Raw genomic sequence first — 25,416 nt, forward strand, 5'->3', positions numbered from 1 at the left:
AATTATTCTCCTGCTTGGAATACTTCTTCATCTAGCCACTTTAAAAATGGCTCGCGCTCTCGGCTTATGCTGTCCCACTTCTTGTAGTAACTGTTGTCGCGCGGGTAGTAACCATGTGTATAAGACGGTTTAGCGCCAAACGGTACGGTGGCAATGGCGTTGATAGTCCAAGCGGGAAGCACACAACTATTTGGACCTGCTTCCAAGTCGTCCACAATTTCTTCAACGGTGACGATGCTGTAGCACGAAGAGAGCACAACTTCCTTTTGCACCCCTAAAATACCTTCAATGAGTACGTTTCCTGCACGGTCTGCTTTTTGCGCATGGACTATGCCCACATCGGGTTTAATAGATGGCACCGCTGCAAGCGCTTCGCCAGTAAACGGGCAAGTAACGGTTTTGATGTTGGGGTTAACGTGCTGTAGATCACTACCTACATAACCTCTGAATAGCGCTATGGGTAAGCCTGATGCGCCCGCTTCATAAGCATTCGCCATTGCTGCGTGACTGTGCTCTTCAATTTCAAGCGGGGCGGGGTAGCCGTGTTCAATGGCATCACGTACGCGGTGTAAAGAACCTACACCTGGGTTTCCTCCCCATGAAAATACAAGTTTGCTAACACATCCTGCACCGACTAGCTGATCGTAGATAAGATCAGGGGTCATTCTTACCAATGTGAGGTTGCGGCGCCCTTGGCGAATAATTTCATGCCCTGCAGCGAAAGGAATAAGGTGAGTGAATCCCTCTAACGCAACGATGTCACCGTCCTTGATGCCATCTTCAATAGCTTTTGAAAGTGTTGTAAATTGTGTCATAATAAAAGTTCGCAATACGAATGTTGATTCATAGTGCGAACAAATTAATAATTTTGATTGTTTAGGTCAAGTAATAAATGTTAAAAAATTGCTAGGACGATCAGTCAGACCAATTTATGTTGCTGAATTCATAAGAGAACTGGCACTTTGTTAAACAATAAGAAATAATTCGCAAGAACCAACAAGAGACACAGTGCATGAGTGAAGAAAAAATACCGTCAACCCATCGCGATTACATAAGCGCGCTTGCTACCGGACTAGAGGTGTTAGGGGCGTTTGATGGTCAAAACAAAGAAATGACCTTATCGCAAGTAGCTGAAAAAATGGGTATTGATAGGGCCAAAGCGCGTCGTTTTTTGCTCACATTGCATTCTCTTGGCTATATCCGTCGCGAAGGTCGACTCTTCGCCTTGGCACCTAAAGTGTTGTCGTTAGGGCAAGCTTATACCAGCAGCAATGGTTATATTGCAGTGGTCGAGCATTACCTTAAATCGATTACAGCAGAATTAGGGGAGTCGGCTTCTCTTGGGAAGTTAGATGGACAGTCAGTGGTGTACGTGGCGCGTTCACCGGCATCTCATCGTCTTATGTCGATTAACATAACAACGGGCACTCGACTGCCTGCACCGTATACATCAATGGGGCGAGTACTTGCGGCACATCTTGACGCTTCAGAATTAACAACGTGGGTGAATGAAGCACAGTTACACCCACACACTGAGAAGAGTATTACCGCTACACAGGCGTTAGAGCAGGAACTGATTAAGGTTAAGCGACAAGGCTACAGCATTGTTGATCAAGAGCTTGAAGCGGGGTTGCGTTCGGTTGCTGTCCCCGTGTTTAGCGGCAGCGGTGAATTGTTGGGGGCGATGAACTTAAGTACCAATGCATTAAGGGTGAGCTTAGAGACCATTACCGAGCATTGTATTCCTGTACTTAAGCATGCTGCTGAGCAAATAAGACAAGATCTGCGCTGACCCGTTTTAGGGGTAGCGACCTTCTAGTCGGTTTTGCACCAACTCATCTAATATCACCATGGCCGCAGCCATGATGTCATCTTCGGCTTCCTCGCGTTTACTGAGAAAAACCGGGCTGTTTATGCCGTCGTCGTTAAGCCGAACAAACGCTACACCATCTCTATTCATGCGCATCACTTGTTCAGGAACAAGGGTGAAGCCCATATCTGATGCAACTAGACCCAGTGCAGTGCCTATATCATTAACTTGTTGGGCAACTCTGACTCTCAACCCGCGACTGGCAAACAGATCCAAACAGATGTTAGCAAACGTTGGAGGCTTACCACCTGGGTAGGTAATTAACGGCAGTGCCGCGAGCTCTGCCATATCAACATCGTCATTCGCTAGTGGATGATGGACAGGTAGAGCGGCAAGGATAGGCTCGCTGAACAGCAACTTCTGAGTCACATCGGCTTCCAGTGATGGCATCACAACCCGACCGAAGCCCATATCAATTTTACCTGCCTTAAGGGCTTCAATTTGTTCACCGGTTTTCATTTCGTGCAGTTCAACATCCACTTTGTGCTGCTGTCTTAAACGCCTTACTAGCTGGGGAAGTTGTCCGTAAAAAATGGACGGAACAAAGCCAATTCTGAAAATACGCTTTTTTCCTGCATCAATTCGCCGACTTTCTTCAACACATGAAGCTAACTTTTCAAGTATGAGTTGGGCCTGTTTCCAGAAGTATTCGCCAGCGGGGGTTAGGGTAATGCCACGGGCTTCTCGCTGAATGAGTTGAACGCCAACCTCTTCCTCTAACTGTTTGATTTGTCTTGTTAAAGGTGGCTGTGCCATAAATATCTTTTCGGCCGCTCTGGTCATGTTCTTTTCTTCCGCTACCGCGCAAAAGTAGCGTAAATGCCTTAACTCCACCATACCTCCTAGGTATCGATACTAACTAAATCAATATTGGTTGTTAACAAAAAATATTTGTAGGTTACATGTAGACATTTACTGGCAACACAAAATTAACATTTATATGATATCACAGATTCAAACTTACATTGTCGATATTCCTACGATACGACCACACAAATTGTCCATGACATCTATGGCGGTTCAGTCGATGGTTATCGTAAGAATTACCGACGACAACGGCCTTGAAGGTATTGGCGAAGGTACAACAATAGGTGGTCTCGCGTACGGTGCTGAGAGCCCAGAAAGTATCAAAACCAACATTGACACTTACTTAGCACCTTATTTGATTGGACAGTCAGTTGCCAGCCCAAAAGCATTAATTAACAAGTTACACCTTGCTTTTAAAGGCAACCCTATAGCCAAATCTGCGGTGCAGACAGCCCTGCTTGATTTACTTGGTAAACAACTTGGTGTGCCGGTTTCAACCTTACTTGGTGGTGCTTGCAACAATCATTTGTCTTGCCTTTGGGTATTAGCGTCAGGCAATACCGAAAAGGACATCGAAGAAGCGAAAGGCCTGGTAGCCGAGAAGCGCCATAACATTTTCAAACTGAAAATTGGTTCTCGTTCAGTACGTGACGATGTTGCGCATGTGGGCAAGATCAAAGCAGCGTTAGGCGATGACGTAAGTATTCGTGTTGATGTTAATCAAGCGTGGAGCGAGCCTCAAGCTACTTATGGTATGGCTGCACTACAAGAGGCAGGTATTGATTTAGTCGAGCAACCGACCCCTGCAAAAGATTTTGCCAGCCTAGTGCGTCTGTCGAAGAAATTTAACATTGGTATTTTGGCTGATGAGTCTATTGCTGATAGCACAGATACCCTTTTGTTGGCTCAACAAGGTTTTACCGGTTCAGTGGCCCTTAAGATAGGCAAAGCAGGTGGACTATTTGCTGCACTTGATGTGGCTGCTGTGTGTAACGCTGCAGGTATTGGGCTATATGGCGGCACGCTACTTGAAGGCACTGTAGGTACCACAGCCGCGTTACACGCATGGTCGACCCTACCCGTTATTGAATTTGGCACCGAGATGTTTGGCCCACTGCTGCAGAGCGATGACATCGTTAAATCCCCTCTAAATTATCACAACTTTGGCGTTGAAGTTCCTACGACAGCCGGGCTAGGGCTCGAAATCGATGAGGACAAATTACGTCAATACACCCGCAAGGCGAAGTAAGGAAAAATTATGTTATTCAAAGTTGAAATGACTGTGATACCGCCAGCACATCTGAGCGAAGAAGAATTTAATGCAATTAAGTTGAAAGAAAAAAACTATGCCGAAGGACTGCAGGAAGAAGGCATTTGGGTACACCTTTGGCGAGTGGCTGGTCAATACGCCAATGTCAGCATATTCGAGGTGAAGGATAACCAGCATTTACACGTCGTCTTAATGGGCTTACCGCTGTACCCCTTTATGACGATGAGTGTGACACCTTTGTGTCAGCACCCTTCATCAATCAAATAAAAAACCTAACAGGAAAAAACTCGCTGCATTGCAGCGCGGAGACTAAGACTATGACTACTATCAATACTTTACAAACTGAACATGTTCAAACGTTACTTAAGCGTGCCGCTGGCCTAGACAACGACAAAGGCAACCCACGCACTAAAGAAATTATGCACCGCTTGCTAACTGACGTGTTCAAGATGATTGAAGACCTCGACATTACGCAAGAAGAGTTTTGGCAAGGCGTTAACTACCTAAATGAATTAGGTGCTAATGGCGAAGCCGTGCTGCTTGCGCCAGGTTTAGGTTTTGATCATTTTCTTGATGTTCGTGAAGACGCCAAAGATTTTGCAATTGGTGAGCTAGGCGGTACACCACGTACTATTGAAGGTCCGTTGTATGTTGAAGGAGCGCCAATAAGCGAGGGCGAAGCAAGAATGGATGACGGTCAGTCTCCTGGCCAAGAAATGTGGCTACACGGTCAGGTTGTTGATGAAGAAGGAGACCCTATTGTAGGCGCAGTCGTTGATATCTGGCATGCCGACGTGAAAGGTGCTTACTCGCATTTTGACTCATCTCAAACACCGTTTAACTTACGTCGCCGCATCATTGCTGATGAGCAAGGCTGCTATCGCGCACGCAGTATTGTGCCTAGCGGTTACGGTTGTCCCCCAGGTGGCTCAACGATGAAAGTGCTAGAAAGCCTTGGCCGTCATGGTAATCGCCCTGCGCACATTCACTACTTTGTAGCTAAAGACGGCTTCAAGCACCTTACTACGCAAATTAACTTAGCAGGTGATGAATACACCTATGACGATTTCGCTTTCGCAACGCGTGACGAATTGGTTGTTGAAGCAAAAAGTGTAACTGAGCCAGAGCAAATTAAAGCCATGGGCTTTAAAGACAACTACCTTGATGTGAAATTCAACATAACATTAATGGCAACGAAGAACGATGAGAAGCAAGACAAGCATGCTCGTGCCCGTGCAACTGTGGAACATGCGTAAGTCTGCTACCTTCGGGAGATAAATTATGTCAGCAACATTGAATCAACTAGAACAGAAGATCCGTGGTGCCGTTGAGGCCGACGAAGAGATGGGTCATTATCGCTGTGACCGTGGGATCTTTACCGACAAAGATTTGTTTGATTTAGAAATTAAACACATCTTTGAAGGAAACTGGGTATTTTTGGCACATGAAAGCCAAATTCCCGAAATCGGTGATTATTACACTACCACTATTGGCCGTCAGCCGGTGGTCATTACGCGTAACAAAGACGGCGAGCTAAATGCCATTTTAAATACGTGTTCGCACCGCGGTGCCACATTGTGTCGTCGTAAGCGCGGTAACAAAACGTCTTTTACTTGTCCATTCCACGGTTGGACATTTAACAACTCGGGCAAACTGTTAAAAGCGCGTGATCAGAAAAAAGGCGGCTACCCTGAGTCTTTCAGCACTGACGGCTCACACGACCTTAAGCACATTGCTCGTTTTGAATCGTATCGCGGGTTTTTGTTCGGTAGTTTGAATGCCGATGTATTACCGCTAAAGCAATATTTAGGTGAAACCACCAAGGTTATCGACAACATTGTGGATCAAGATTCAGAAGGTATCGAAGTTATTCGTGGCACCTCAACGTATACCTACGAAGGTAACTGGAAGCTAACCGCTGAGAACGGCGCCGATGGTTATCACGTTGGAACCGTGCACTGGAACTATTTATCAACCATGAGTCACCGCAATTATGAAGAAGGCGGTACGGAAGCGGTTGACGCGAAAAGCTGGTCGGGTGAGGGCGGTTTCTACTCGTTCGAAAACGGTCACATGATGTTGTGGACACGTTTAACCAACCCGGCTGCACGCCCTATTTATAGCCAACTAGAACGCCTTCAGCAGGAAGTGGGTGAAGCGCGAGCTGACACCATTGTAAACCAAACGCGTAATTTGTGTTTGTACCCTAACGTTTATGTGATGGACCAATTCTCAACGCAAATTCGTGTACTCCGCCCTATTTCTGTGAATAAGACAGAAATCTCTATTTACTGCTTTGCGCCTAAGAGTGAGTCTGCTGAGAACCGTCAAAAGCGCCTTCGTCAGTACGAAGATTTCTTTAACGTATCTGGCATGGGAACACCGGATGATCTAGAAGAATTCAGAGGTTGTCAGCAAGGCTACGAAGCGCGTGATATGCGTTGGAATGATATGAGCCGCGGCGCTGCGCACTGGATGGAAGGCCCAGACGATTATGCCAAAGGTGTTGGTATGGACACAGTGGCATCAGGTATCAAACCAGAAGATGAAGGTTTATACGTTCATCACCACAAGCATTGGGTTGAAGAAATGCTAAATGCGATTGAGCTAGAAAGAGCCAGTCATATTCCTGTAGTGCAAAAAGATTAAGAGGTGACCGTGATGACTTATCAGGAAATTCAGACGTTTGTATTTCGCGAAGCGCGTTTACTTGACGATCGTCAATGGGATGAGTGGCTAACGTGTTATCACCAAAAATGTGAATACTGGATGCCAGCATGGGATGATGATGATCAGTTGACTAACGATCCTCAAAAAGAAATCTCACTCATTTATTACCCTAATCGCAATGGCTTGGAAGACAGGATATATCGCATTAAAACTGAGCGCTCTGGCGCGAGTATGCCAGAGCCGAGAACCACGCATCAGTGCAGTAATTTAGAAGTGCTGAGCCAAGACGAGACAACTGTGGAAATTCGCTACAATTTCAACACGCTTAGCCATCGCTATCGCGAGACATCACACTTTTTCGGAACTGTGTTTTGTTCATTGGATATCAGTGGCGAAACGCCAGTTATTACGCGCAAGACAGTGATGTTGAACAACGATTACATCAACCAAGTTATTGATGTGTATCACCTGTAAAGACGGAGAATTATTATGTCTTTCAAAGTAGCTCTTAATTTCGAAGACGGCGTAACACGCGTTATCGAATGTAATGATGGCGAGACAGTGCTCGACGCTGCCTATCGCCATCAAGTAAAACTGCCAATGGACTGCTCTGATGGTGTTTGTGGAACCTGTAAAGGTAGCTGCAAGCAAGGTACTTACGATTTAGGTGATGAATACATCGATGAAGCGTTAACCGATGATGAAGCCGCTGATGGGTTAATTCTTACCTGTCAGATGCTGCCTCAATCAGATGTGGTGGTGGCTATTCCTGCGGCCTCTTCGCTGTGCGCATCAGGTCCACAAAGCATTACAAGTACCATTACCAGTGTAAATGCATTGTCAGACACCACCATTGAATTAAATGTCGCTCTGTCTGATCCTCTTGATTTCTTGCCCGGTCAGTACATTAATTTGGGGCTGCCGAACTCTGATAAGACTCGTGCGTATTCATTTAGCTCATGTCCGGGAAGCAAAGATGCGAGTTTCCTTATTCGTAATGTGCCTAATGGCCTAATGAGTACTTATTTGAGCAAAGATGCAAGTACTGGTGATGTGCTTCCGGTAACCGGTCCACTAGGTAGTTTTTACTTGCGCGCGGTAGAGCACCCAGTACTGATGCTTGCAGGCGGTACAGGGCTTGCACCTATTCTTTCTATGCTAGCGTCGCTTAAACAGAACCCAACAAGTCAACCTGTATATTTACTATACGGTGTGACTAATGTGGATGATTTGGTCAAGCTTGAAGCCTTGCAAGAATATGCCGATGCATTGGACAACTTTAGCTACGTTACTGTAGTAGTTAACCCAGATAGCGCACATGAAAAGTTGGGTTTTGTCACTGATCATATGGAAAGTGTTCCATTTGCACTTGCTGATGCTGATACGTATTTGTGTGGGCCTCCGCCAATGGTTGATGCCGTGCGTCAATACTTTAAAGATGCTGGCACAAACCCGTATTCGTTCCACTACGAAAAATTCAACCCGAGCCAGCCTAAAGAGGAAGCCGCATGAGTTTGCGCTTCGATGGGCAGGTCATTGTAGTCACTGGCGCAGCGCAAGGCATTGGCCTTCGCGTTGCACAACGCGCTGCTGCTGAGGGAGCAAAGTTGGTATTGGTTGACCGCTCAGCGCATGTTCAACAGATTGCCCAGTCACTCAATAAAAACGGTGCGGATGCTATTGCTGTAGAGGCTGATTTAGAAACCTATGAAGGTGCGCTTACCGCCATGAATACGGCATCTGCGCATTTTGGGCGAATAGATAAGCTTATTAATAATGTGGGGGGGACCATTTGGGCCAAACCATACGAGCATTATCAAGCTGACGAAATTGAAAAAGAAGTTCGTCGCTCGTTGTTCCCCACGTTGTGGTGTTGTCGCGCAGTATTACCTGCCATGTTAGACAACGGAAAAGGTGCGATTGTAAACGTGTCTTCGGTAGCCACTCGTGGTGTAAATCGCGCGCCTTATGCCGCTGCAAAAGGGGGTGTGAATGCACTGACAGTGTCACTTGCCTTCGAGTACGCGCAGCACAATATTCGCGTGAACGCCACGGCGCCAGGTGGAACAGATGCACCTCAGCGTATTATTCCGCGCAACGAGTCTACACAAAGTGAGCAGGAAGAGATTTGGTATCAGCAAATTGTCGATCAGACCATTGATACCAGTTTTATGTCTCGTTACGGCACGCTAGATGAACAAGCATCTGCCATATTGTACTTAGCTTCAGATGAAGCCAGCTATATAACGGGAACAATTTTGCCTGTTGCTGGTGGAGATTGTGGGTAAGTAAGCCGCGTTCCCAAGCTGTGCTATTCGTAGGCAATTTCTTTCGGGTAGCATACCAACCATTGGAGTGACTTATGCCAAATCAGTCTACTTTCATTTCTTTTCCACCGTTAAAAGATTGGTCGCTGTCTGCAGCGGTAGCGGGGATCCTTGCATCGACAATGGGCTACGCAGGTCCATTGGTTATCTTGTTTCAAGTTGCTGAATCCGCAAATTTAAGCAATGAAGTGCTCACTTCTTGGATTTGGGGGATGTCTATTGCTAGCGGTTTGCTATGCGGTTGGTTTAGCTTGCGTTATCGCATGCCGTTGCTTTTTGCATGGAACGCACCTGGTTCAGCCTTGCTAGTCACCTTAGTGCCGGGTATGCCATGGAGCGATGTAATAGGTGCCTACATTATGTCTGGTGGCATTTTGTTTTTACTGGGACTAAGCGGGACTTTTGAACGATTAGTGAACCGACTGCCTCTAGCCTTCGCTGCGGCACTGTTGGCAGGAATACTAGTTAACTTTTCTCTCGATCTATTTTCTAAGATGACACAAGCGCCATTATTAGGATTAGTGATGTTTGCCGCGTATATTTTATTGCGTCACAAGCTTCCACGTTACGCCATTATGCTTACAGTTGCCATTGGAGTAGGGGTACTGGCATTTAACTATGATTTATCATTTCAACAAGTTGACTGGGAAATATCGACACCGCATTGGTACATGCCGAGCTTCTCACTAACCGCATTATTTAGTATTTCGATACCGCTAATGTTAGTTGCAGTGAGTGGTCAATTTATCACTGGTATTGCCATACTACGGCAAGACAAGTATTCGCCACCGTCAAATCACATTGTTGCAGGTAGTGGGTTTATGAGCATTCTTTTCGCCCCAACGGCGTGTCATGGGGTGAATTTATCAGCAATAACTGCTGCCATTTGCACCGGGCCAGATGCAAACCCCGATCCTAAAAAACGCTATTTTGGGCCTGCTGTCGCTATGCTGTGGTACATCATGTTTGGTCTGTTTAGTGCTGCTTTGGTCAGTGTTATTCAAGCATTTCCCGCTGCATTTATCGCAATGGTGGCCGGTATTGCTCTATTAGGTGCGTTGGAAGGCTCACTGTCTACAGCATTAAACCAGCCAGCAGACCGAGAAGCGGCGTTATGTACCTTTCTTATTACCGCGTCGGATTTGTCGTTATTGGGGCTTTCTTCCGCTTTTTGGGGACTAGTTATTGGCGGCAGCATTATTGTTATTCAGCGCTACCTTAAAAAGTAAACCAATACCACTGCTATTGTCGAGGCTACTAGAATTAACCATCTCTGACAGCGCAATCTAGCGAGCTTATTTCTACTTTTGTTACACCACTCTCAAGCAATTTTGACCCGCCTGTGCGGGTTTTCAGTTAGCATTTTTTATCTTTAATTTCGCGAAGTTTTAATAATAAGTGAATTAATTCACAAATAATGAATTGTTGATGGCAAGTGAATTTTGTCGTCTGACGGTCTCATTGCTATTTTTTTGTTTATTGAAATTATCTATTAATATCAAGTGCTTATGTGTTTTTAAATACTTACAGGTTCAACTTGCATACCTCAAAGCCATACCCGTTAAGTATTGCGAGCCACTCATTTGGTATTGGTTTGTAATTTATCTTCACAGTAAGTTGCTCACTAGGAAACAATTGTATAACACTAAATTTACAAGTTGGGGTTACCTTAACATCAGTTGTTTCTGTTTATCACATACATGCTTGGCACATTTACAACGGAGAACTGAATGAATACTTTAAAACAAAAAACACTCATCAAGCGCCTACTTGCCTTGTCACTATCGGTTGGTTTAGCCCTTGCTACTGGCGCAGAGGCGGCGAACCTAACTGACACCAAAGTGAAATTCTCTGGTTATATTAAAGTTGACGCGATGTATAGCGACTACTCAAATGGTGAAGGTGTCGGCCCTGGACGTGATATCTACGTGCCATCTTTGGTGCAAACGGGAGCTACCGACGATGGTATAGGTGGTCGATTTGATGCACACGCGAAGCAGTCTCGGTTCAGATTTACTACTAATACGCCATTAGACGGTGAAGACGTCATTACCGGTGTGCTTGAATTTGACTTCCTATTGACATCTGATGGTGATGAGAGAGTGAGCAACTCCTATACGCCACGTATGCGACATGCTTACTTAAAATACAACAACTGGCTTATTGGTCAAACTTGGTCAACCATCATGGACTTAGGCGCTTTGGTTGAATCGGTAGACTTTATTGGTACAACAGACGGTGTAGCCTTTACCCGCCAGCCGCAGATTCGTTATTCAAATAACGGCTTTGAAGTGGCGTTGGAAAACCCAGAGACAACAGTTGGGACTACCACTACCGCGCAAATTACAACGGATGACAACTCTGTACCTGATTTAATTGGTACCTATACGATGAAAGCCAGCTGGGGTCATGTGAAAGTGGGCGGTATCTTGCGTCAGCTTGCTTATGAAACCCAAGGCGAAGATTATTCTGACACGGGTATTGCGCTCTCGCTTTCATCGCGTATTAACTTAAGCAATGGCGATGACATCCGCATTCAAGTAGCAAGTGGCTCGGGCTTAGGCCGTTATGTCGGCGTAAATGCTGCTAATGGCGCCTTCCTTGACGATGAAGGTAACTTCGACGCTATCGACGCTACCGCCGTTACCGTAGCTTACCGCCACTTGTGGAGCGAACGCGCTCGTACCAACCTTATTTTCTCTTCATTAGATGTAGACACCGTTGAAGGAATGGTAAGTTCGCGCACACATGATGTCTACAGCACGCGTATTAACTACATCTACAACATTACTAAGCCACTATCGGTTGGCTTGGAATATACCTATGCGAAGCGTGAAACTGTTGACGGTTTCGATGGCGACATGAGCCGCGTTCAAGCAATGGCGAAGTACGCTTTTTAACAATTACCTACCAAAATGTGAGTAACTTTCCATGATATTTAAAAACAAAACGTTTAGAAAAGTCGTCTTGGCCAGTAGTGTGATGGCGACAAGTGTGTTGACAGGTATATCTGCACATGCCGACGAATTACCCATAAAAGTTGGCGTTATGCTGCCATATAGTGGTGTTTACGCTGGGTTGGGGGAGGCAGCTACTAACGGTCTAAAACAAGCCCTAAAAGAAAAGGGCAATACCATTGCTGGTCGTCCTGTTGAATTCATTATCAGTGATACCGAGGCAAAGCCTGCTCGCGCCCCAGAGTTAACTTCTGCGATGACAGATAAAGACAATGCTGATTTCATTATTGGCCCGGTTCACTCAGGTGTAGCGATGGGAATGATAAAATCGGTTAGAAACAAAGATTCTATTATGATAATTCCCAATGCAGGTGCTAATGCCGCAACCGGTGCTTTCTGTCAGCCGAATGTTTTTCGTACGTCGTTTTCGTCTTGGCAAACCGCTTACCCTATGGGTAATCAAGCAATTGAAATGGGCTATAAAAAGGTAGTGACACTCAGCTGGAACTACGGGTTCGGTAAGGAGTCGCTTGCCGCGTTTTCAGAATCTTTCGAATCTGCGGGCGGCGAAGTGGTTAAAGAAATTTTTGTGCCGTTTCCAAAAACAGAGTTTCAGTCTTACCTAACCGAAATTGCTTCAATAAAACCTGATGCTGTGTTTGTGTTCTTTGCAGGTGGTGGCTCTGTCAAATTTGTTAAAGATTACGACGCAATGGGGCTTAGAGGCAAAATTCCACTTATTGGCTCAGGTTTCCTAACCGAAGGTACCATTGAAGCTCAAGGTGAAGCCGCAGAGGGTTTGTTCACCACATTACATTACGCTGACACACTGGATAACCCTAAAAACAAAGCGTTCAGAGCGGAATATTTGTCAATGTACAAGAAGCCTGCTGATCTTTATGCCGTGCAAGGGTATGACGCTGGCCAGTTAATTATTCAAGCAGTGGAAGCAACCAACGGTAATACCGCTGACAAAGCAGCCTTAATAAGGGCTATGGAAAAAGTTGAAATTGATAGCCCGCGAGGCAACTTTCATTTCTCTAAGGCGCACAACCCTATTCAAAATATCTATTTAAGAAAAGTTGAGAACGGTGAAAACGTAGTTGTTAAAACAGCCGCGGCGAACCTAAATGATCCAGCTCGTGGTTGTCGTTTATAAGTTATTTCAAGTAGGGAAGCCCTTGGGCTTCCCCATAGAGGTATAGAAATGGAAATGTCGCTTTTCCTTGTGCAATTACTAAACGGTATACAGTATGGACTGTTACTTTTTTTGGTTGCATCAGGTCTCACATTAGTTTTTGGCGTTATGGGTATTTTGAATCTTGCTCATGGCTCTATGTATATGATTGGCGCTTATCTTGTGTATTACTTTGCCGCCATTACAGACAGTTTTTGGCTGGCGGTGATCATTGCTTGCAGTATTGCCATGATTATCGGCGTTATTATAGAACGCTTTTTGATAGTGCACCTTTATAAGCGCGATCACCTCGATCAGGTACTGTTAACGGTTGGTTTAATCTTTATTTTTAACGCCGCACAAAGCTTCATTTGGGGTAACGATCCACTAGGTGTTGATGTACCTGAACTGCTGTCATCGTCTATTCAAATTACCGATATTATTGAGTATCCGGTATATCGCTTATTTCTCTCGGTACTGTGCGTGGGTATTGCCGTTGGCATGTATTACGTCATCAACAATACCAAACTTGGCATGATGATACGTGCAGGTGAGTCTAATCGTGAAATGGTTGAGAATTTGGGCGTAAATATCGGTACGTTATTTACCGTTGTTTTCGCGGTTGGCGTTACCTTATCTGCCTTGGCCGGGATTGTTTCTGCACCAGTGGTGAGCTTAGTGCCAGGAATGGGCGAGCGCGTACTGATTTCATGTTTTGTTGTTGTGGTCATAGGAGGAATGGGTTCAATAAAAGGGGCCTTTGTGGCGGCCTTGTTAGTGGGCATTGTTGATACGTTCGCATCTGTGTTGTTGCCCAGCATGTCGAGCATGACAATTTACTTGCTAATGGCACTTATCCTTATTTTTAAACCACAAGGGCTTTTCAAAAGTTAAGGTTGTACGATGACTGTATTTTCTAGCAAAGCTGAAAAGGTATTTATTTTCGCGTTTTTCTTTATTGCCTTGGGTATTCCCTTATTTCTTAATGAGAACACGTTTTACGTAAACAAAATCTCCACTATGCTGATTTTGTCTATTTTTGTTATGTCTTTAGACTACTTGGTAGGAAGAGCTGGCCTCATCACGCTTGGTCATGCCATGTTCTACGGCTTGGGAGGGTACTTATTTGCCATCATGATACCCGAATACGAAGTGGTTAACTTTTGGTTGTATACCTTTTATGTCATGGCCGCCAGCAGTGTTATTGCACTTATTGTTGGCTTTATTGTGCTAAGAACCAGTGGCATTTATATGATCATGATCACATTGGCATTGGCGCAAATGACCTTCTACTTCTTTGCCGACTCAACAGAATATGGCGGCTTAGACGGGTTATTTATTTATCTCAAACCCGAAACCAGCATTTTTGGTTTAAATTTTTTAGATTTAGATAACGAAAACCATTTCTACTACCTGTGTTTGCTGTCGCTATTTAATTGCTACGTATTTTGTAAAGTTAGTTTGCACTCTCGTTTTGGTCGTGTGATTGATGCGATAAAAGCAAATCCTGAGCGAGCCACTGCATTGGGCTACAACATCTTTCACTTCCGTTTAGTGTCGTATGTATTGTCTTCCTCATTAGCTGCGTATGCGGGCTATTTGTTCTCACTTCAATACGGTTTTGTTAATCCAACCATGATGAGCTGGGAAGTCTCCGCTTCTGCGTTAGTGATGGCTATTTTAGGTGGTCTGGGCACTATCTATGGGGCAATCTTAGGTGTGTTCGTTTACGTAAGCTTGCACTACGGTATTGAGCATATAACCCAGTATTGGATGTTCTGGATGGGTTCGCTCATTATTTTAATGGTACTGCTACTAAAAAGCGGCATTGCTGGGCTAATTGAGCAGTTGGTTGTGAGGAAACGTAAATGACTGAATGCATATTACAAGCTGAAAACCTCTCAAAACATTGGGGCGGGTTAAAGGCGCTAAACGAATTTAATATTAAATTCTACGACAAGTCACTACATAGCATAGTGGGCCCTAATGGCGCGGGCAAAAGTACTATGCTGAACATATTGTGTGGTACATATCCGGCAACTAAAGGTGTAATTCTGTATCGTGGTGAAAATATCACGGGACTCAAGAGCCACCAATTTTGCCGTAAAGGAATAGGGCGAAGCTTTCAAAAAACCAATATTTTCAAAGACGCAACATGTTTGGAAAACTGTTGTATCGCCGCCCAGCAACGAGTGGGTAGCAGCTTTAATATGTTTAAGTCAAAGCATTCAAGCAATCATGTAACCTCTATTGCCAAAGAAGCCCTTGAGCAGGTGGGGCTAATGAAACAAGCCAATACCAAAGCCAGAACGATTAGTTACGGCGAGCAACGTCAGCTTGAAATAGCCATGGTATTGGCGACAGACCCTCAAGTGTTATTACTTGATGAGCCAATGGCGGGTATGGGCCATGAAGAATCCCTGGTCATTGTAGATTTGCTTAAGTCGTTAAAACAGCGCTACTGCATTGTGCTGGTGGAACACGATATGGATGCGGTTTTTGAGCTGTCTGACTTAATGACAGTGATGGTGGATGGGAAGCATTTGATAACCGATGTGGTGGACAACATTCGAGCAAACCCTTTAGTTCAAGACGCCTACTTGGGCAACGATGACGAGGTATTTTAACGTGACAGACAATATTTTAGAGGTAAAAGGTATTCACACCTTGTACGGGGATAGCCATATTTTGCACGGGGTATCTTTTGCCATCAAGAAAGGGCAAACCGTAAGTGTTATGGGCCGTAATGGCATGGGTAAGTCCACTACGTTGAAATCTATCTTAGGTATAGTAAAACCACGCAGTGGCGTAGTGCTGTACAAGGGCAATGAAATTGATGCGTTACCCACGTGGAAGCGCATGCGCAACGACATTGCTTACGTGCCCGAAGGGCGGGGCATGTTTCACAATTTAACTGTGAAAGAGCACTTGCAAATGGCCGCGCGCAAAAATTCACGAGGTGAAGCGCACTGGACCTATACCAAAGTACTTGACTTGTTTCCTCGTTTAAAAGAGCGCATAACCAATAAAGGGACTCAACTCTCTGGTGGTGAGCAGCAAATGCTTGCCATAGGCAGGGCGCTCTTAACAAATCCAGATTTGCTAATACTCGATGAAGCCACTGAAGGGTTAGCACCGCTTATTCGTAAGGAAATTTGGGACGTTATTCGAAAAATTAAAGAAACCGGTGTGTCGACCATTATTGTGGATAAAAACATTAAGGTCTTACAGACGCTGTGCGATCAGCACATTCTTATTGTGAAAGGGAAAGTGCAATTTAACGGTGACTCGCAAGCTCTTGAGGAAAATCGCGCATTTATCGAAACTAATCTTGCGGTTTGATTGCGCTGTAATACGTAGGGAAGCTTGGGTACCATAACCCCCACTTGGAAGAGGTAGCAGTACAATGGATGACGACAAAGTAATTGCAACTCGAAAAGGCATTGGCTCCCTAGAATTAGGGCTTGAAGTGTTGGAGTTAATTTCTGAGCACTGCGGCCCTATCTCACTGACCAAGTTATCTGAGCTGGCAAAAATGAGCCCCAGCAGGCTTCATAAATACTTGGTTAGTTTGACCAAGCTTGGCTATGTGTCGCAATTAGACAATTTCAAATATATGCTTTCAAACAGCAGTATACGGTTGGGGATGTCGGCATTGAAACACTCAAACCCCGTTCAAGTGGCCTTTGAATATGCAGACAAACTTCACCAAGAATTAGATAAAACCATTACTGTAACCATCTGGAATGGTGATGCACCGCTAGTGATAAAATGGTTAGATTCTAGCCACTTTTTAGCAGTGAATATCCGTTTGGGCTCAAAGTTGTCACCGTTTACTTCTGCCGCCGGGCGTGTATTTTTGTCTCATCTACCCAAATTGCGCTGTAGGGAGCTAGTTGAACATTATTATGATTCGCCTGCACCTATGCCTCGCCACATGGGAAAGCCAATAAAAAAAGCAGTGTTTTACGAATTACTAAAAGACATTAAACAGAGCAACTTGTGTTGTTTTAAAGAAGACTTCTTGCCCGACATTAATGTAGTAAGTGCTCCTATTTTTAGTTTGGACGGCTCAGTAAGCACAGTTATTAGCTTGTTGGGTAATAGCAAAGTAACGCCGGTAAGTGCGAAAAGCATATACGTCCTAGCGGTGAAGAAGGCCAGCATAGAAGCCTCCCGTAAATAACGGAGTATTCTAATTGCATTATCTATTGATCGTCCTAATTCATGTCCTACTACACATTGATTTCATGTGCCCGAAATTTGAGATAAGCATGCTCGATGCAGCAGATACTCAGGCAACAACCCTAGCACTCAAATTCGCAAACATCTCGCACACGACTATTATGGGCGAACACCCCGTGAGAACGAGTAAGATTCAATCTACGTTGTGGCACCAACGTTGCTAGTTTAGTCACAAAAACCAACGGGCCGAAAAACATGTGAGCTGAGCGGTGACCGCGTGCCATTGCTGTAGAGTATCTTGAGTATATAACGCCCATAAGTAAGTATTAGCCGTTGATAGCTTGACGTTATTGCCGTTCTAACACAGGCGCTTGAGCGGCAGCAATTGACGGTCATACTGTCACACTCTTTTATCCCCCTCGAAACTTAGCCCTAGCTTATACTTTAACGGCTAGTCCACAAGGAGGTGTAGACATGATCATGACAACGTTAAAACAATTCAACCTGCTCCTATGTGCTTTTAATCTCGTTGTTATCAGGAACCCGTTGCAAGATATCACTTACGTCACAATTAAAGTAATCGCAGAGCTTATCAATAATATTAGTGCCAACAGCATAACCTTGTTGATTAGCTATGCGAGTTAGTGTCGCTCGCCCAATCCCTGTTTCTTCTGCCACTTCATTGATCGTAATTTTCCGATTTTCGTTGAATCTCTTGTCATCTAAAAGCTTTACAAATAATACTCTAATCATAGTCATATATGCCCATTAAGTTGCACGAACAATAACATAATAATCAAATATGATTAAATGGAAACTTGACAGCTAATCAGTAAAGATGATCTAATCAATCTAGTGATTAAAAATACTCAAATAAGAGCAGTTAGTCATTGGGGTTGTCTAATACCAGGCAACTTGACACTAGAAAATTTGGAGAACTTTTCATGATAACTTCTGATCTATCAAGCGTTGAACTTGCCAAGGATTATGATAGTAGAGTCGCACTTATGCGGGTGGTTTTTGCAGATGCAGAGCTCAATAAAGACAACATTATTCTTGATGATGGCATGGGATCTAAAAACTTTGATGGAAGTGCGTTGAACCGCAGGTTCATCAAAATGAACAAGCTTTATCAGTTTAACTATGGTGTGGCGATATCGAAGGCGGCTAGTCGGAATAAGGTAAAAAATTGTTGTCAGCCAACTCTGAGACAAGTAGCTGAATTCCACGGCTACGAATTTTCAGGCAAAACGGTTGGAGGAAGCTACAGCCGTTTTTGGGCTGAACCTATCGTCAATATAGAATCAACGGCGCTCTTTGATATGGTTGCTAACATTCAAAAGTTGCTAGCTCATTGCAATAAATTCCTTGAGGACGGGCAGTTTTGCGTTGCTAAACCATCGTTCTTTTGTGACTTTAGCGGTATATTAAACGCGGTAGATAGTACCCAATTCAAGAGCCGCTACGACAAAGATATTGCCATCGCTGGAGCCTATTTATTTTGCATGTATCGTTCATATTTTGCCGTTAGAAGTGAAGGGGGTGACGTCACTAACTTCGATCATGATATCTTACGATTCATCAACGGTAGGTTGAATAAGTTATCAAAGTTGGATACTGTTCTAGGTGAAAAGTTAAGACAGTTCACTAAGATCGCCGAGCTAAATCCAGAAGATAAACTCTCTGAATTCTGCAGCGAAGCGCTACTTGTGAAGGATTTTTACGACGTACTTCAACCCACGCTTGATAAAGAAAGACATATTTGGAGGCAGCGTATCGCGATGGGCTTAGAAGATTATTAATGTTTTTTAACTTCATATGTCTCTCGTATTTTAGATGCTGAGGCATCGGTGGTGTAATATATTATTAAAAGAGACGCATTACGGCTAAAGGTGCCGTAATGCGTAAGATTCTAAAACTGATACATCACTGTAGCACGAAGGGTACGAGGTTCTATCACGTGATAGTGAATATCGTCGGTTTCAGTGTCTTGGGCGTCGGTTGAAAGGCGAGACGCATAATAGTAATCAATGTCGTGAGCATCGCTGTCAGTGAGATTAAGTACATCTAACTGTAAAACCCATTTATTCATTTTGTAGCCTGCGCGTAAATTAAATACGGTACTTGCGTCTGAAGTGATACTGTTATCCTCAATAAGTGGGCGTTCACCAAAATGTCGGGCCCTTAGGCTACCAAATAGGCCGTTGTCGAATTGAGCAGACACCCCAGCTTGTACCACGTTTTTGATCGCACCTGGAATGTGAGCGCCTTCAGAAGATGCATCGGTAAAGGCCGCATCTGTGTAGGCATATTCAAGGTCGATAGACCAATTTTGGTCGAGCTGATAGTAAAGTGCGATTTCCGCCCCCTTACGTTTAGATGCGCGGCTGGCTTCAGTATTGCCTGCATCACCTACAAATAGCAATTCACTGTCTAAGGACAACTGCCACACTGACAACGAGGCATTCAGCTTTTCATCAATAAAGCCCCGCAAACCGGCTTCAATACCCGTTGAACGAACCAGCGGGTCTACCGCGTCAACAGCGTCGCCGGAACTGGGATCTATTTGAATGGTGGTACCTCTAGCATCATTAGAATGTAGCCCTTGCCCAGCGGCTCCATACAATTCCCATTCAGGGGAAATTGTGTATACCACACTCGCTTTTAACGACGTGATGTCATCACTAGACGCACCGCTATTTGGCGATAAATCGATGCTATTTGCATTAACACCGGCTAAGTTTCGGACGTCAAAATCAAAATAATCGTAGCGCAGGCCAAGCACTGTGCGTAAGCGTTGCGTCCAATAGGTTTCGTTGTTCACATAGGCACCCACACTCGACTCTGTTACCTCGTCACTACGAATTACGCCCAAACGCTGACGGGCTTGAGTGTGATATAAACCCACTTCATCGATATCGTCTATACGAAATTGCGTGCCAAACGTGGTGGTAGATAGCTTACCTAACAATGAGTGTTCGTACCTATAACTGGCTTCACCGCCATATACTGTGCGGTCGTCGACTTGTTCAAATTGGTCGCCATTCTCAGGATCATCAAGAAAATAAGTAAAATTGGACCACAAGTTCATACTGTACGACATCACATAAGCGCTTGCGACCAGGTTTTCGGATCGCCAGTTCGCGCTAAGACTATAACGATCAGACTGACCGCCAACTGTGGTATCTAATGACCCTAATTCATCAATTAACCCGCTTTCTATCGCGCGCTTGGGGATTTGATCTGCGCTGTTCCAACTATTGTCATAACCCATAAATGTTAGGCTGAATTCGGCCTTATCTTGCTTATTCACCCATTTAGCTAACACATTGGTTTTATCTAGGTCTTCGCTAATGTCGCTCCAAGGGCCATCGTAGGTATTGTGTTCACCTGCCAAAACTACTCGGTTTGTGTCATTAATTGTGACACCACCTAAACCTACTATTCTTAGAAAGTTATTTTTTCCAACAGTAGCGCTAACTAATGGAGTCGAGGCACTGTTGGTAGTATTTAACATTGCACTACCCGCGCCACTGAAATCGCTTATATCAGCGTAGTACACACCTTTTTTATAGTTCAGAGACTGCACCGATTCTGGGATAACAAAGTTAAGATCGGTGTAGCCTTGCCCATGACCATGGGTGCGCATATTCACCGGCATGCCATCAACAAAAGTGGCAAAGTCAGTACCGTGATCCAAATTGAAACCACGTAAAAAGTATTGGTTCGCTTTGCCCGTCCCACTGTGTTGCGTGACGACCATGCCCGGAATGAATTCCAGTATTTCACCTGTACGTAAAATAGGGCGTAGTCGAATTTCTTCCTGGCCTACTATCCCTTGTGATGCTGAAATAGCTTCTCCTATTAAGCTGACTTGTCTACCAGACACTGTGACTTTTTCAATATCATGGCTGTCGTCTTCTTGAGCGTTAGCTTGTAAAGCGGCTAGAACAAGCAGTGCTATGAGCGTTTTTTTCACAATAGTTCCTTAATAGCTATACGTTAAATGGGCACTTTCTGGTAACGTGCATTTTTGTATTATTAATGCCTTTACTAAAACCTATAAGAGGTCGGTGTTCGTGAAAGAGCTTTATCGGGGATTAAGTCAGTGGCTAGGCGGAAAGCCTTCGCAACAAAATCTCCCTGCATTAGGTGGGCGTGAAATAGAAGTACTTAAGGTGTTGTGGCAACACGGAGAGTTAAGTGCTCAAGAGGTGCTTTCCTTTTTTGCTAATGAGCAACTCTCGCTGAGTACAATGCAAAGTACGCTTGAACGCTTATTCCGTAAAAACATGCTTACCCGTTATAAGCAGGGGCGCTCGTACCAATATGCTCCAGCATTATCTCAAAGCACGGTGGTCAGTCGTTTAATGGGGGAAATTGCCGACCAGTTGGGTGACGGTGAATCCCAAGTTATAGTCAGTGGTTTTATGTCCTATATTGAAGGGAATACGTCAGACAACGAGGCAGAAAAGCTCTCAGATTACCTTCCTCCCCATGAGGAGAAGGATGACTGATACGAGTTTTCTAGCGCTTCTTGCCTCCTGGTTATTGCTGTCATTACTCTTATCTTGGTGCGTGGCCGGATGTTGGCGGGTAGCAAACACACAACGTGTGCCGTTTTCACCAGATGTACAAGTAAAATTGCTTTTTACTTTGGTGTGGCTTCCCTTTGTTTGTGCGGCATTTAGCCTCATTATTAACGAACTTCCCCCTATAAGCCGCTATTTTGTGGGTGAACATTGCCATGAAAGCCATTGTGGGCCTCATGACTTATACATACCTACATCATCTACTTTAGGTGCTGGAGTATTAGCCTTTGCCGTTGGTTTGCTGTGTGTCACTATCGCAATGATAGCGCGCCAATTGTACCTGAATAAACGCTTTCACCAGTTATTACAGCTTGCCAGTGCCAGAGGCCCACAGGCTGATATGAATCAAATTTATCAGCGAGTAAACAGTCAGGTTCCTTCTGCTTGGTGCGCGGGGTTGTTGCGCCCACAAATTTACGTGTCCCAGGGGTTAGTGGAAAATTTGACGAACAATCAGCTTAACTTGGTGCTGTTGCATGAGTTTAATCACGTACGCCATTTAGACAATATTAAGCTAATGTGCGTACGTTATTTTATGATCCTGTGGCCAAAACGCTGGCGCACGGCCTATCGTCATGCCTTAATTAATGGGCTAGAACTTAGATGTGATATGTTCGCTTTAGACAATGCGGGGCACGACACTACCCTTGCCGATTTACCCCTATGTGCTTGCCAACAAACAGGAGAGCAGGGCGCAAGCGGTGAAAGGCGCGAGCGGTTGAATCAGCTATTAACCCAGCCCCAAAGTACGTTGATACAGTATGCGGTAAGTTATATCTCTTTGTTAGTCTTTGGCATGTTACTCACGTTGATTGCTGTCGCCGTGGGTCATCCGCTTATGGAATTTCTATTGCAGTAATTTCATGTTGTTTTAATTGGTGTGAGGAAAGACAGAGGAAAAGCTAAACTAACGCTACTTTTAAGGTTCAAAATACGCAAAATACCCCATTCTTATTACCGCTATATATGTTTATACTGAGATATTAACCTTTAGTATAATCAGCACGTTTAAGTTAGTTGGATGGCGTTTATGTACACGGTGTTAGTTGTTGATGATTCACCCGATTCCTTAAGCTTAATTAACGATATTCTTGAAAAGGAAGGGATAAGTACACTTGTGGCATTAGAGGGTAGCCAAGCTATCACCATTGCTGAACAAATCAAACCAGACATCATTTTACTTGATGCCATGATGCCCAAATTAAATGGGTTCGAAACATGTACAAGGCTGAAGCAAAACAGAGAGTTACAGCATATTCCCGTTATCTTTATGACAGGCTTGACTGACTCTGAAAGCACGTTGAAGGGGTTAAATGCTGGTGGTGTGGACTACATTGTCAAGCCGGTAAACCCCGATGAACTGGTGGCGCGTATAAAAATCCACGCGAATAATGCGCAAATCACATCTAGCGCACAGCAAGCGTTAGATTCTATGGGCCAAAACTTATTCGCTGTTAATCACGCGGGAGAACTTCTTTGGGCTACGCCTCAAACTCACGACTTTTTATCCAATATCCCCTTCGCTGATGACTGGTTTAATGACAGTTTAATTCCTGCGGTGAAGCACGTTTTGCTAACACCTGGGCAGAATGACGTTGTGTACCAGGTATCCTATGAGGGTGGCGAATGTGAACTGGCATTGGTGTCTCAACGGGAAAACGGAGACAGTATATTTCGTGTTAATCATGCTGTAAAAGCCATGTCGGGCGAAGAAAAGCTGAAAGCGACACTTAACTTAACCGGTCGAGAATCAGAAGTACTTTACTGGTTGTCCAACGGTAAGACGAATAAAGAAATAGCACAAATTCTCGATATTGGTCCGCGAACGGTGAATAAACATTTAGAGCAAGTATTCGCTAAGTTAGGGGTAGAAAATAGAACCACAGCCGCAGGGATAGCGATCCGTGCGCTGTCAGTGAACTAGCAAATGACTATGTCAAAGCCTTATACCAGTAGCCCGTTACAACAGGCGTACTCTCATTTTGAAAAGGGTGACGTTAAACAAGCACATAAACAGTGTGTGTCTTTAATTCAAGCGGGCGAAAGGGTCGGTGAAGCGTATCAGTTACTGGCGCAAATCAATGTCAGTGTAGGGCAGCTACATAAAGCGGCAGAGCTCTGTAAGCACGCCATTGCATATAAGAACGTAGTCGAATTTCGTGTTTTGTTGTGCCGGATTTATGCTCTACTGGGGCAAACCGACGGTGTTATTGCTATAGCCAATACAGTGCAAGTCGATGATATTCAAACTCCTATTCAGGCTGATACCCTAGGCGTAGCCCTATCTACGTGTAACGAACATGCTCGGGCGCTGGTGTATTTTTCCGAGGCGGTTAACGCCCTAAATCCTACGCCAAGTTTTCTTTACAACTATGCGGTTTCAAGTAAGTTCTGTGGTGAGCTTGAACAAGCAAAGAAAGCCCTTTGGCGAGTGCTAGATTACGATCCGACCTATTATAAAGCGCATTTTGCGCTGTCTGAATTGACCAAGGGCGATGAAATACGCCGTCATTTAACGCAATTAAAGCAAAAGCTAGACAATGATACTCAATCCCTTGAAGCGCGGCTGCATTTAAGCCACAGCCTAGCGCGGGAATTAGAAAAACAACGCAATTATACCCAATCGTTTGACGTATTAACTCAGGCGAAGCAAGAGAAGCAGAAACACCTACCTTATAACGAGTTTGCCGACAGGCTGCTCTTTGATTATTTAAAAGCGGCCTTTGCGTCAAACGCGCATATTTCGCCCTCGTCACCCTCTTCACAAAGCAGCACTCGACCAATTTTTGTAGTAGGCATGCCGCGGTCTGGCACGACCTTGGTGGAACGAATCTTAAGTAGCCATCAGAAGGTCAGTTCCGGTGGTGAATTGCAGGATTTTAGTACCCTTTTAAAGCAGATGTCGGGTAGCGAAAGCGTTAACGTTTTAGACGTTAACACGTTAAAAAAAGCTGAAAGTATCGACTACAATAAACTTGCGCAGGCATACCTTGCGCGAACACAGCACATAGGTAATAGTGCTCACTTCGTCGATAAGCTCCCGTTTAATTTCTTCTATCTTCCCTACATTCGTCGAGCTTTTCCCAATGCAAAGATTATTTGCTTGCAGAGAAATCCAATGGATACCTGTGTGGGGAATTTTCGGCAGTTATTTAGTATTCACAACCCTCATTATTATTACACCCACAGCCTAGTTTCCTGTGCGTCTTTCTACCGCCAATGCATGGACTGGGTAGAACACTGGCACGTCATAGATGATGATAACTTTATGCTGTTGAACTACGAGGCCTTGGTATGTAATCCAACACGACACATCGCCGATTTACTCGCGTTTTGTGAATTATCGTGGGACGAAAGTTGTTTACACATGCAAGGGAACACCGCACCTGTGTCAACGGCGAGTAAAATGCAGGTGAAAATGCCCATCAACCAGCACTCGATAGGACGTTGGCAACATTACAAGCCCCACACCAATGACTTAGAGGCTATCTTCAATCAATAAGTTAAATTCTGCGACATTTGTTTAACAATAATTTAACTATTTGATTTGGCAGAGAAAGT

At 44.5% G+C, this 25,416-nt stretch carries 26 protein-coding genes; 21 read left to right on the forward strand and 5 right to left on the reverse strand.

From position 1 onward, the window contains the following. Positions 1 to 2 precede the first annotated feature (2 nt). A complete protein-coding gene (locus J5X92_RS02435) occupies positions 3 to 815 on the reverse strand; it encodes a CoA-transferase (protein WP_126871851.1) in 813 nt (270 codons plus the stop codon). 197 nt (positions 816 to 1,012) lie between these two features. On the opposite strand from J5X92_RS02435, the gene J5X92_RS02440 reads away from it, so the two are divergent. Continuing rightward, a complete protein-coding gene (locus tag J5X92_RS02440; RefSeq protein ID WP_126871850.1) occupies positions 1,013 to 1,792 on the forward strand; it encodes an IclR family transcriptional regulator C-terminal domain-containing protein in 780 nt (259 codons plus the stop codon). A 6-nt stretch (positions 1,793 to 1,798) separates the two neighbouring features. Here the strand turns inward: J5X92_RS02440 and J5X92_RS02445 are convergent, their stop codons facing one another. Beyond that, the gene (locus J5X92_RS02445) at positions 1,799 to 2,707 is read right to left on the reverse strand and encodes a LysR family transcriptional regulator (RefSeq protein ID WP_208804512.1); all 909 of its coding nucleotides are present in this window, start codon (positions 2,705 to 2,707) and stop codon (positions 1,799 to 1,801) included. A gap of 103 nt (positions 2,708 to 2,810) precedes the next feature. Here J5X92_RS02445 and J5X92_RS02450 point away from each other — a divergent pair, with 103 nt between their 5' ends. The 15 genes from J5X92_RS02450 (at position 2,811) to J5X92_RS02520 (ending at position 17,264) form a co-directional block, all read left to right on the forward strand. Next, positions 2,811 to 3,926, forward strand: coding sequence for a muconate/chloromuconate family cycloisomerase (locus J5X92_RS02450; protein WP_126871849.1), 1,116 nt, complete (start codon positions 2,811 to 2,813; stop codon positions 3,924 to 3,926). 9 nt (positions 3,927 to 3,935) lie between these two features. Next, the gene (locus tag J5X92_RS02455) at positions 3,936 to 4,214 is read left to right on the forward strand and encodes a muconolactone Delta-isomerase family protein (protein WP_126871848.1); all 279 of its coding nucleotides are present in this window, start codon (positions 3,936 to 3,938) and stop codon (positions 4,212 to 4,214) included. Between the two features lie 50 nt (positions 4,215 to 4,264). Further along, on the forward strand, positions 4,265 to 5,203 hold the full coding sequence (gene catA / locus J5X92_RS02460) for a catechol 1,2-dioxygenase (RefSeq protein ID WP_126871847.1): 939 nt from the start codon (positions 4,265 to 4,267) through the stop codon (positions 5,201 to 5,203). Between the two features lie 25 nt (positions 5,204 to 5,228). Beyond that, positions 5,229 to 6,596, forward strand: a complete 1,368-nt coding sequence (locus J5X92_RS02465; protein ID WP_126871846.1) for a Rieske 2Fe-2S domain-containing protein — start codon at positions 5,229 to 5,231, stop codon at positions 6,594 to 6,596. A gap of 3 nt (positions 6,597 to 6,599) precedes the next feature. Continuing rightward, on the forward strand, positions 6,600 to 7,091 hold the full coding sequence (gene benB, locus J5X92_RS02470; protein ID WP_339349788.1) for a benzoate 1,2-dioxygenase small subunit: 492 nt from the start codon (positions 6,600 to 6,602) through the stop codon (positions 7,089 to 7,091). Positions 7,092 to 7,106: 15 nt separating this feature from the next. Continuing rightward, entirely contained in the window at positions 7,107 to 8,129 is a 1,023-nt protein-coding gene (gene benC, locus J5X92_RS02475) for a benzoate 1,2-dioxygenase electron transfer component BenC (protein WP_126871845.1), read from the forward strand. Then, positions 8,126 to 8,905 (forward strand): 1,6-dihydroxycyclohexa-2,4-diene-1-carboxylate dehydrogenase, encoded by a 780-nt coding sequence (locus tag J5X92_RS02480; RefSeq protein WP_126871844.1) that lies wholly within the window; start codon positions 8,126 to 8,128, stop codon positions 8,903 to 8,905. Before benC ends, J5X92_RS02480 begins: the two co-directional genes overlap by 4 nt. A gap of 74 nt (positions 8,906 to 8,979) precedes the next feature. Further along, on the forward strand, positions 8,980 to 10,173 hold the full coding sequence (locus J5X92_RS02485; RefSeq protein ID WP_126871843.1) for a benzoate/H(+) symporter BenE family transporter: 1,194 nt from the start codon (positions 8,980 to 8,982) through the stop codon (positions 10,171 to 10,173). A gap of 501 nt (positions 10,174 to 10,674) precedes the next feature. Next, the gene (locus J5X92_RS02490) at positions 10,675 to 11,844 is read left to right on the forward strand and encodes a DcaP family trimeric outer membrane transporter (RefSeq protein ID WP_126871842.1); all 1,170 of its coding nucleotides are present in this window, start codon (positions 10,675 to 10,677) and stop codon (positions 11,842 to 11,844) included. Between the two features lie 31 nt (positions 11,845 to 11,875). Beyond that, on the forward strand, positions 11,876 to 13,060 hold the full coding sequence (locus J5X92_RS02495) for an ABC transporter substrate-binding protein (protein ID WP_126871841.1): 1,185 nt from the start codon (positions 11,876 to 11,878) through the stop codon (positions 13,058 to 13,060). A gap of 48 nt (positions 13,061 to 13,108) precedes the next feature. Further along, complete coding sequence (locus J5X92_RS02500) at positions 13,109 to 13,972, forward strand: branched-chain amino acid ABC transporter permease (RefSeq protein ID WP_126871840.1); 864 nt, start codon at positions 13,109 to 13,111, stop codon at positions 13,970 to 13,972. Positions 13,973 to 13,981: 9 nt separating this feature from the next. Continuing rightward, entirely contained in the window at positions 13,982 to 14,950 is a 969-nt protein-coding gene (locus J5X92_RS02505; RefSeq protein ID WP_126871839.1) for a branched-chain amino acid ABC transporter permease, read from the forward strand. Beyond that, the gene (locus J5X92_RS02510; protein ID WP_126871838.1) at positions 14,947 to 15,705 is read left to right on the forward strand and encodes an ABC transporter ATP-binding protein; all 759 of its coding nucleotides are present in this window, start codon (positions 14,947 to 14,949) and stop codon (positions 15,703 to 15,705) included. The genes J5X92_RS02505 and J5X92_RS02510 overlap by 4 nt, the downstream gene beginning before the upstream one ends. Before the next feature lies 1 nt (position 15,706). Beyond that, positions 15,707 to 16,420: an ABC transporter ATP-binding protein gene (locus tag J5X92_RS02515; RefSeq protein ID WP_126871837.1), complete on the forward strand. Its 714-nt coding sequence runs from the start codon at positions 15,707 to 15,709 to the stop codon at positions 16,418 to 16,420. A 64-nt stretch (positions 16,421 to 16,484) separates the two neighbouring features. After that, a complete protein-coding gene (locus J5X92_RS02520; RefSeq protein ID WP_126871836.1) occupies positions 16,485 to 17,264 on the forward strand; it encodes a helix-turn-helix domain-containing protein in 780 nt (259 codons plus the stop codon). Positions 17,265 to 17,385: 121 nt separating this feature from the next. On the opposite strand, the gene J5X92_RS02525 is transcribed toward J5X92_RS02520, so the two are convergent. Then, complete coding sequence (locus J5X92_RS02525; protein ID WP_126871835.1) at positions 17,386 to 17,580, reverse strand: transposase; 195 nt, start codon at positions 17,578 to 17,580, stop codon at positions 17,386 to 17,388. A 193-nt stretch (positions 17,581 to 17,773) separates the two neighbouring features. Next, positions 17,774 to 18,016 (reverse strand): helix-turn-helix transcriptional regulator, encoded by a 243-nt coding sequence (locus J5X92_RS02530; RefSeq protein WP_126871834.1) that lies wholly within the window; start codon positions 18,014 to 18,016, stop codon positions 17,774 to 17,776. Between the two features lie 191 nt (positions 18,017 to 18,207). Here J5X92_RS02530 and J5X92_RS02535 point away from each other — a divergent pair, with 191 nt between their 5' ends. After that, positions 18,208 to 19,065 carry a hypothetical protein gene (locus J5X92_RS02535; protein ID WP_126871833.1) on the forward strand — a complete coding sequence of 286 codons (858 nt, stop codon included), beginning with the start codon at positions 18,208 to 18,210 and terminating at the stop codon, positions 19,063 to 19,065. 110 nt (positions 19,066 to 19,175) lie between these two features. Here the strand turns inward: J5X92_RS02535 and J5X92_RS02540 are convergent, their stop codons facing one another. Beyond that, the gene (locus J5X92_RS02540; protein ID WP_126871832.1) at positions 19,176 to 21,242 is read right to left on the reverse strand and encodes a TonB-dependent receptor; all 2,067 of its coding nucleotides are present in this window, start codon (positions 21,240 to 21,242) and stop codon (positions 19,176 to 19,178) included. Positions 21,243 to 21,342: 100 nt separating this feature from the next. Here J5X92_RS02540 and J5X92_RS02545 point away from each other — a divergent pair, with 100 nt between their 5' ends. The 4 genes from J5X92_RS02545 (at position 21,343) to J5X92_RS02560 (ending at position 25,357) form a co-directional block, all read left to right on the forward strand. Further along, positions 21,343 to 21,780 carry a BlaI/MecI/CopY family transcriptional regulator gene (locus tag J5X92_RS02545; RefSeq protein WP_185864134.1) on the forward strand — a complete coding sequence of 146 codons (438 nt, stop codon included), beginning with the start codon at positions 21,343 to 21,345 and terminating at the stop codon, positions 21,778 to 21,780. Then, a complete protein-coding gene (locus J5X92_RS02550; protein ID WP_185864133.1) occupies positions 21,773 to 22,714 on the forward strand; it encodes a M56 family metallopeptidase in 942 nt (313 codons plus the stop codon). Before J5X92_RS02545 ends, J5X92_RS02550 begins: the two co-directional genes overlap by 8 nt. A 171-nt stretch (positions 22,715 to 22,885) precedes the next feature. Then, the gene (locus J5X92_RS02555) at positions 22,886 to 23,779 is read left to right on the forward strand and encodes a response regulator (RefSeq protein ID WP_126871829.1); all 894 of its coding nucleotides are present in this window, start codon (positions 22,886 to 22,888) and stop codon (positions 23,777 to 23,779) included. A 9-nt stretch (positions 23,780 to 23,788) separates the two neighbouring features. After that, entirely contained in the window at positions 23,789 to 25,357 is a 1,569-nt protein-coding gene (locus J5X92_RS02560) for a sulfotransferase (protein ID WP_126872066.1), read from the forward strand. The last annotated feature ends 59 nt before the right edge of the window (positions 25,358 to 25,416 follow it).

This window comes from Alteromonas sp. K632G, assembly GCF_017653625.1.
GTDB lineage: Bacteria > Pseudomonadota > Gammaproteobacteria > Enterobacterales > Alteromonadaceae > Alteromonas > Alteromonas naphthalenivorans.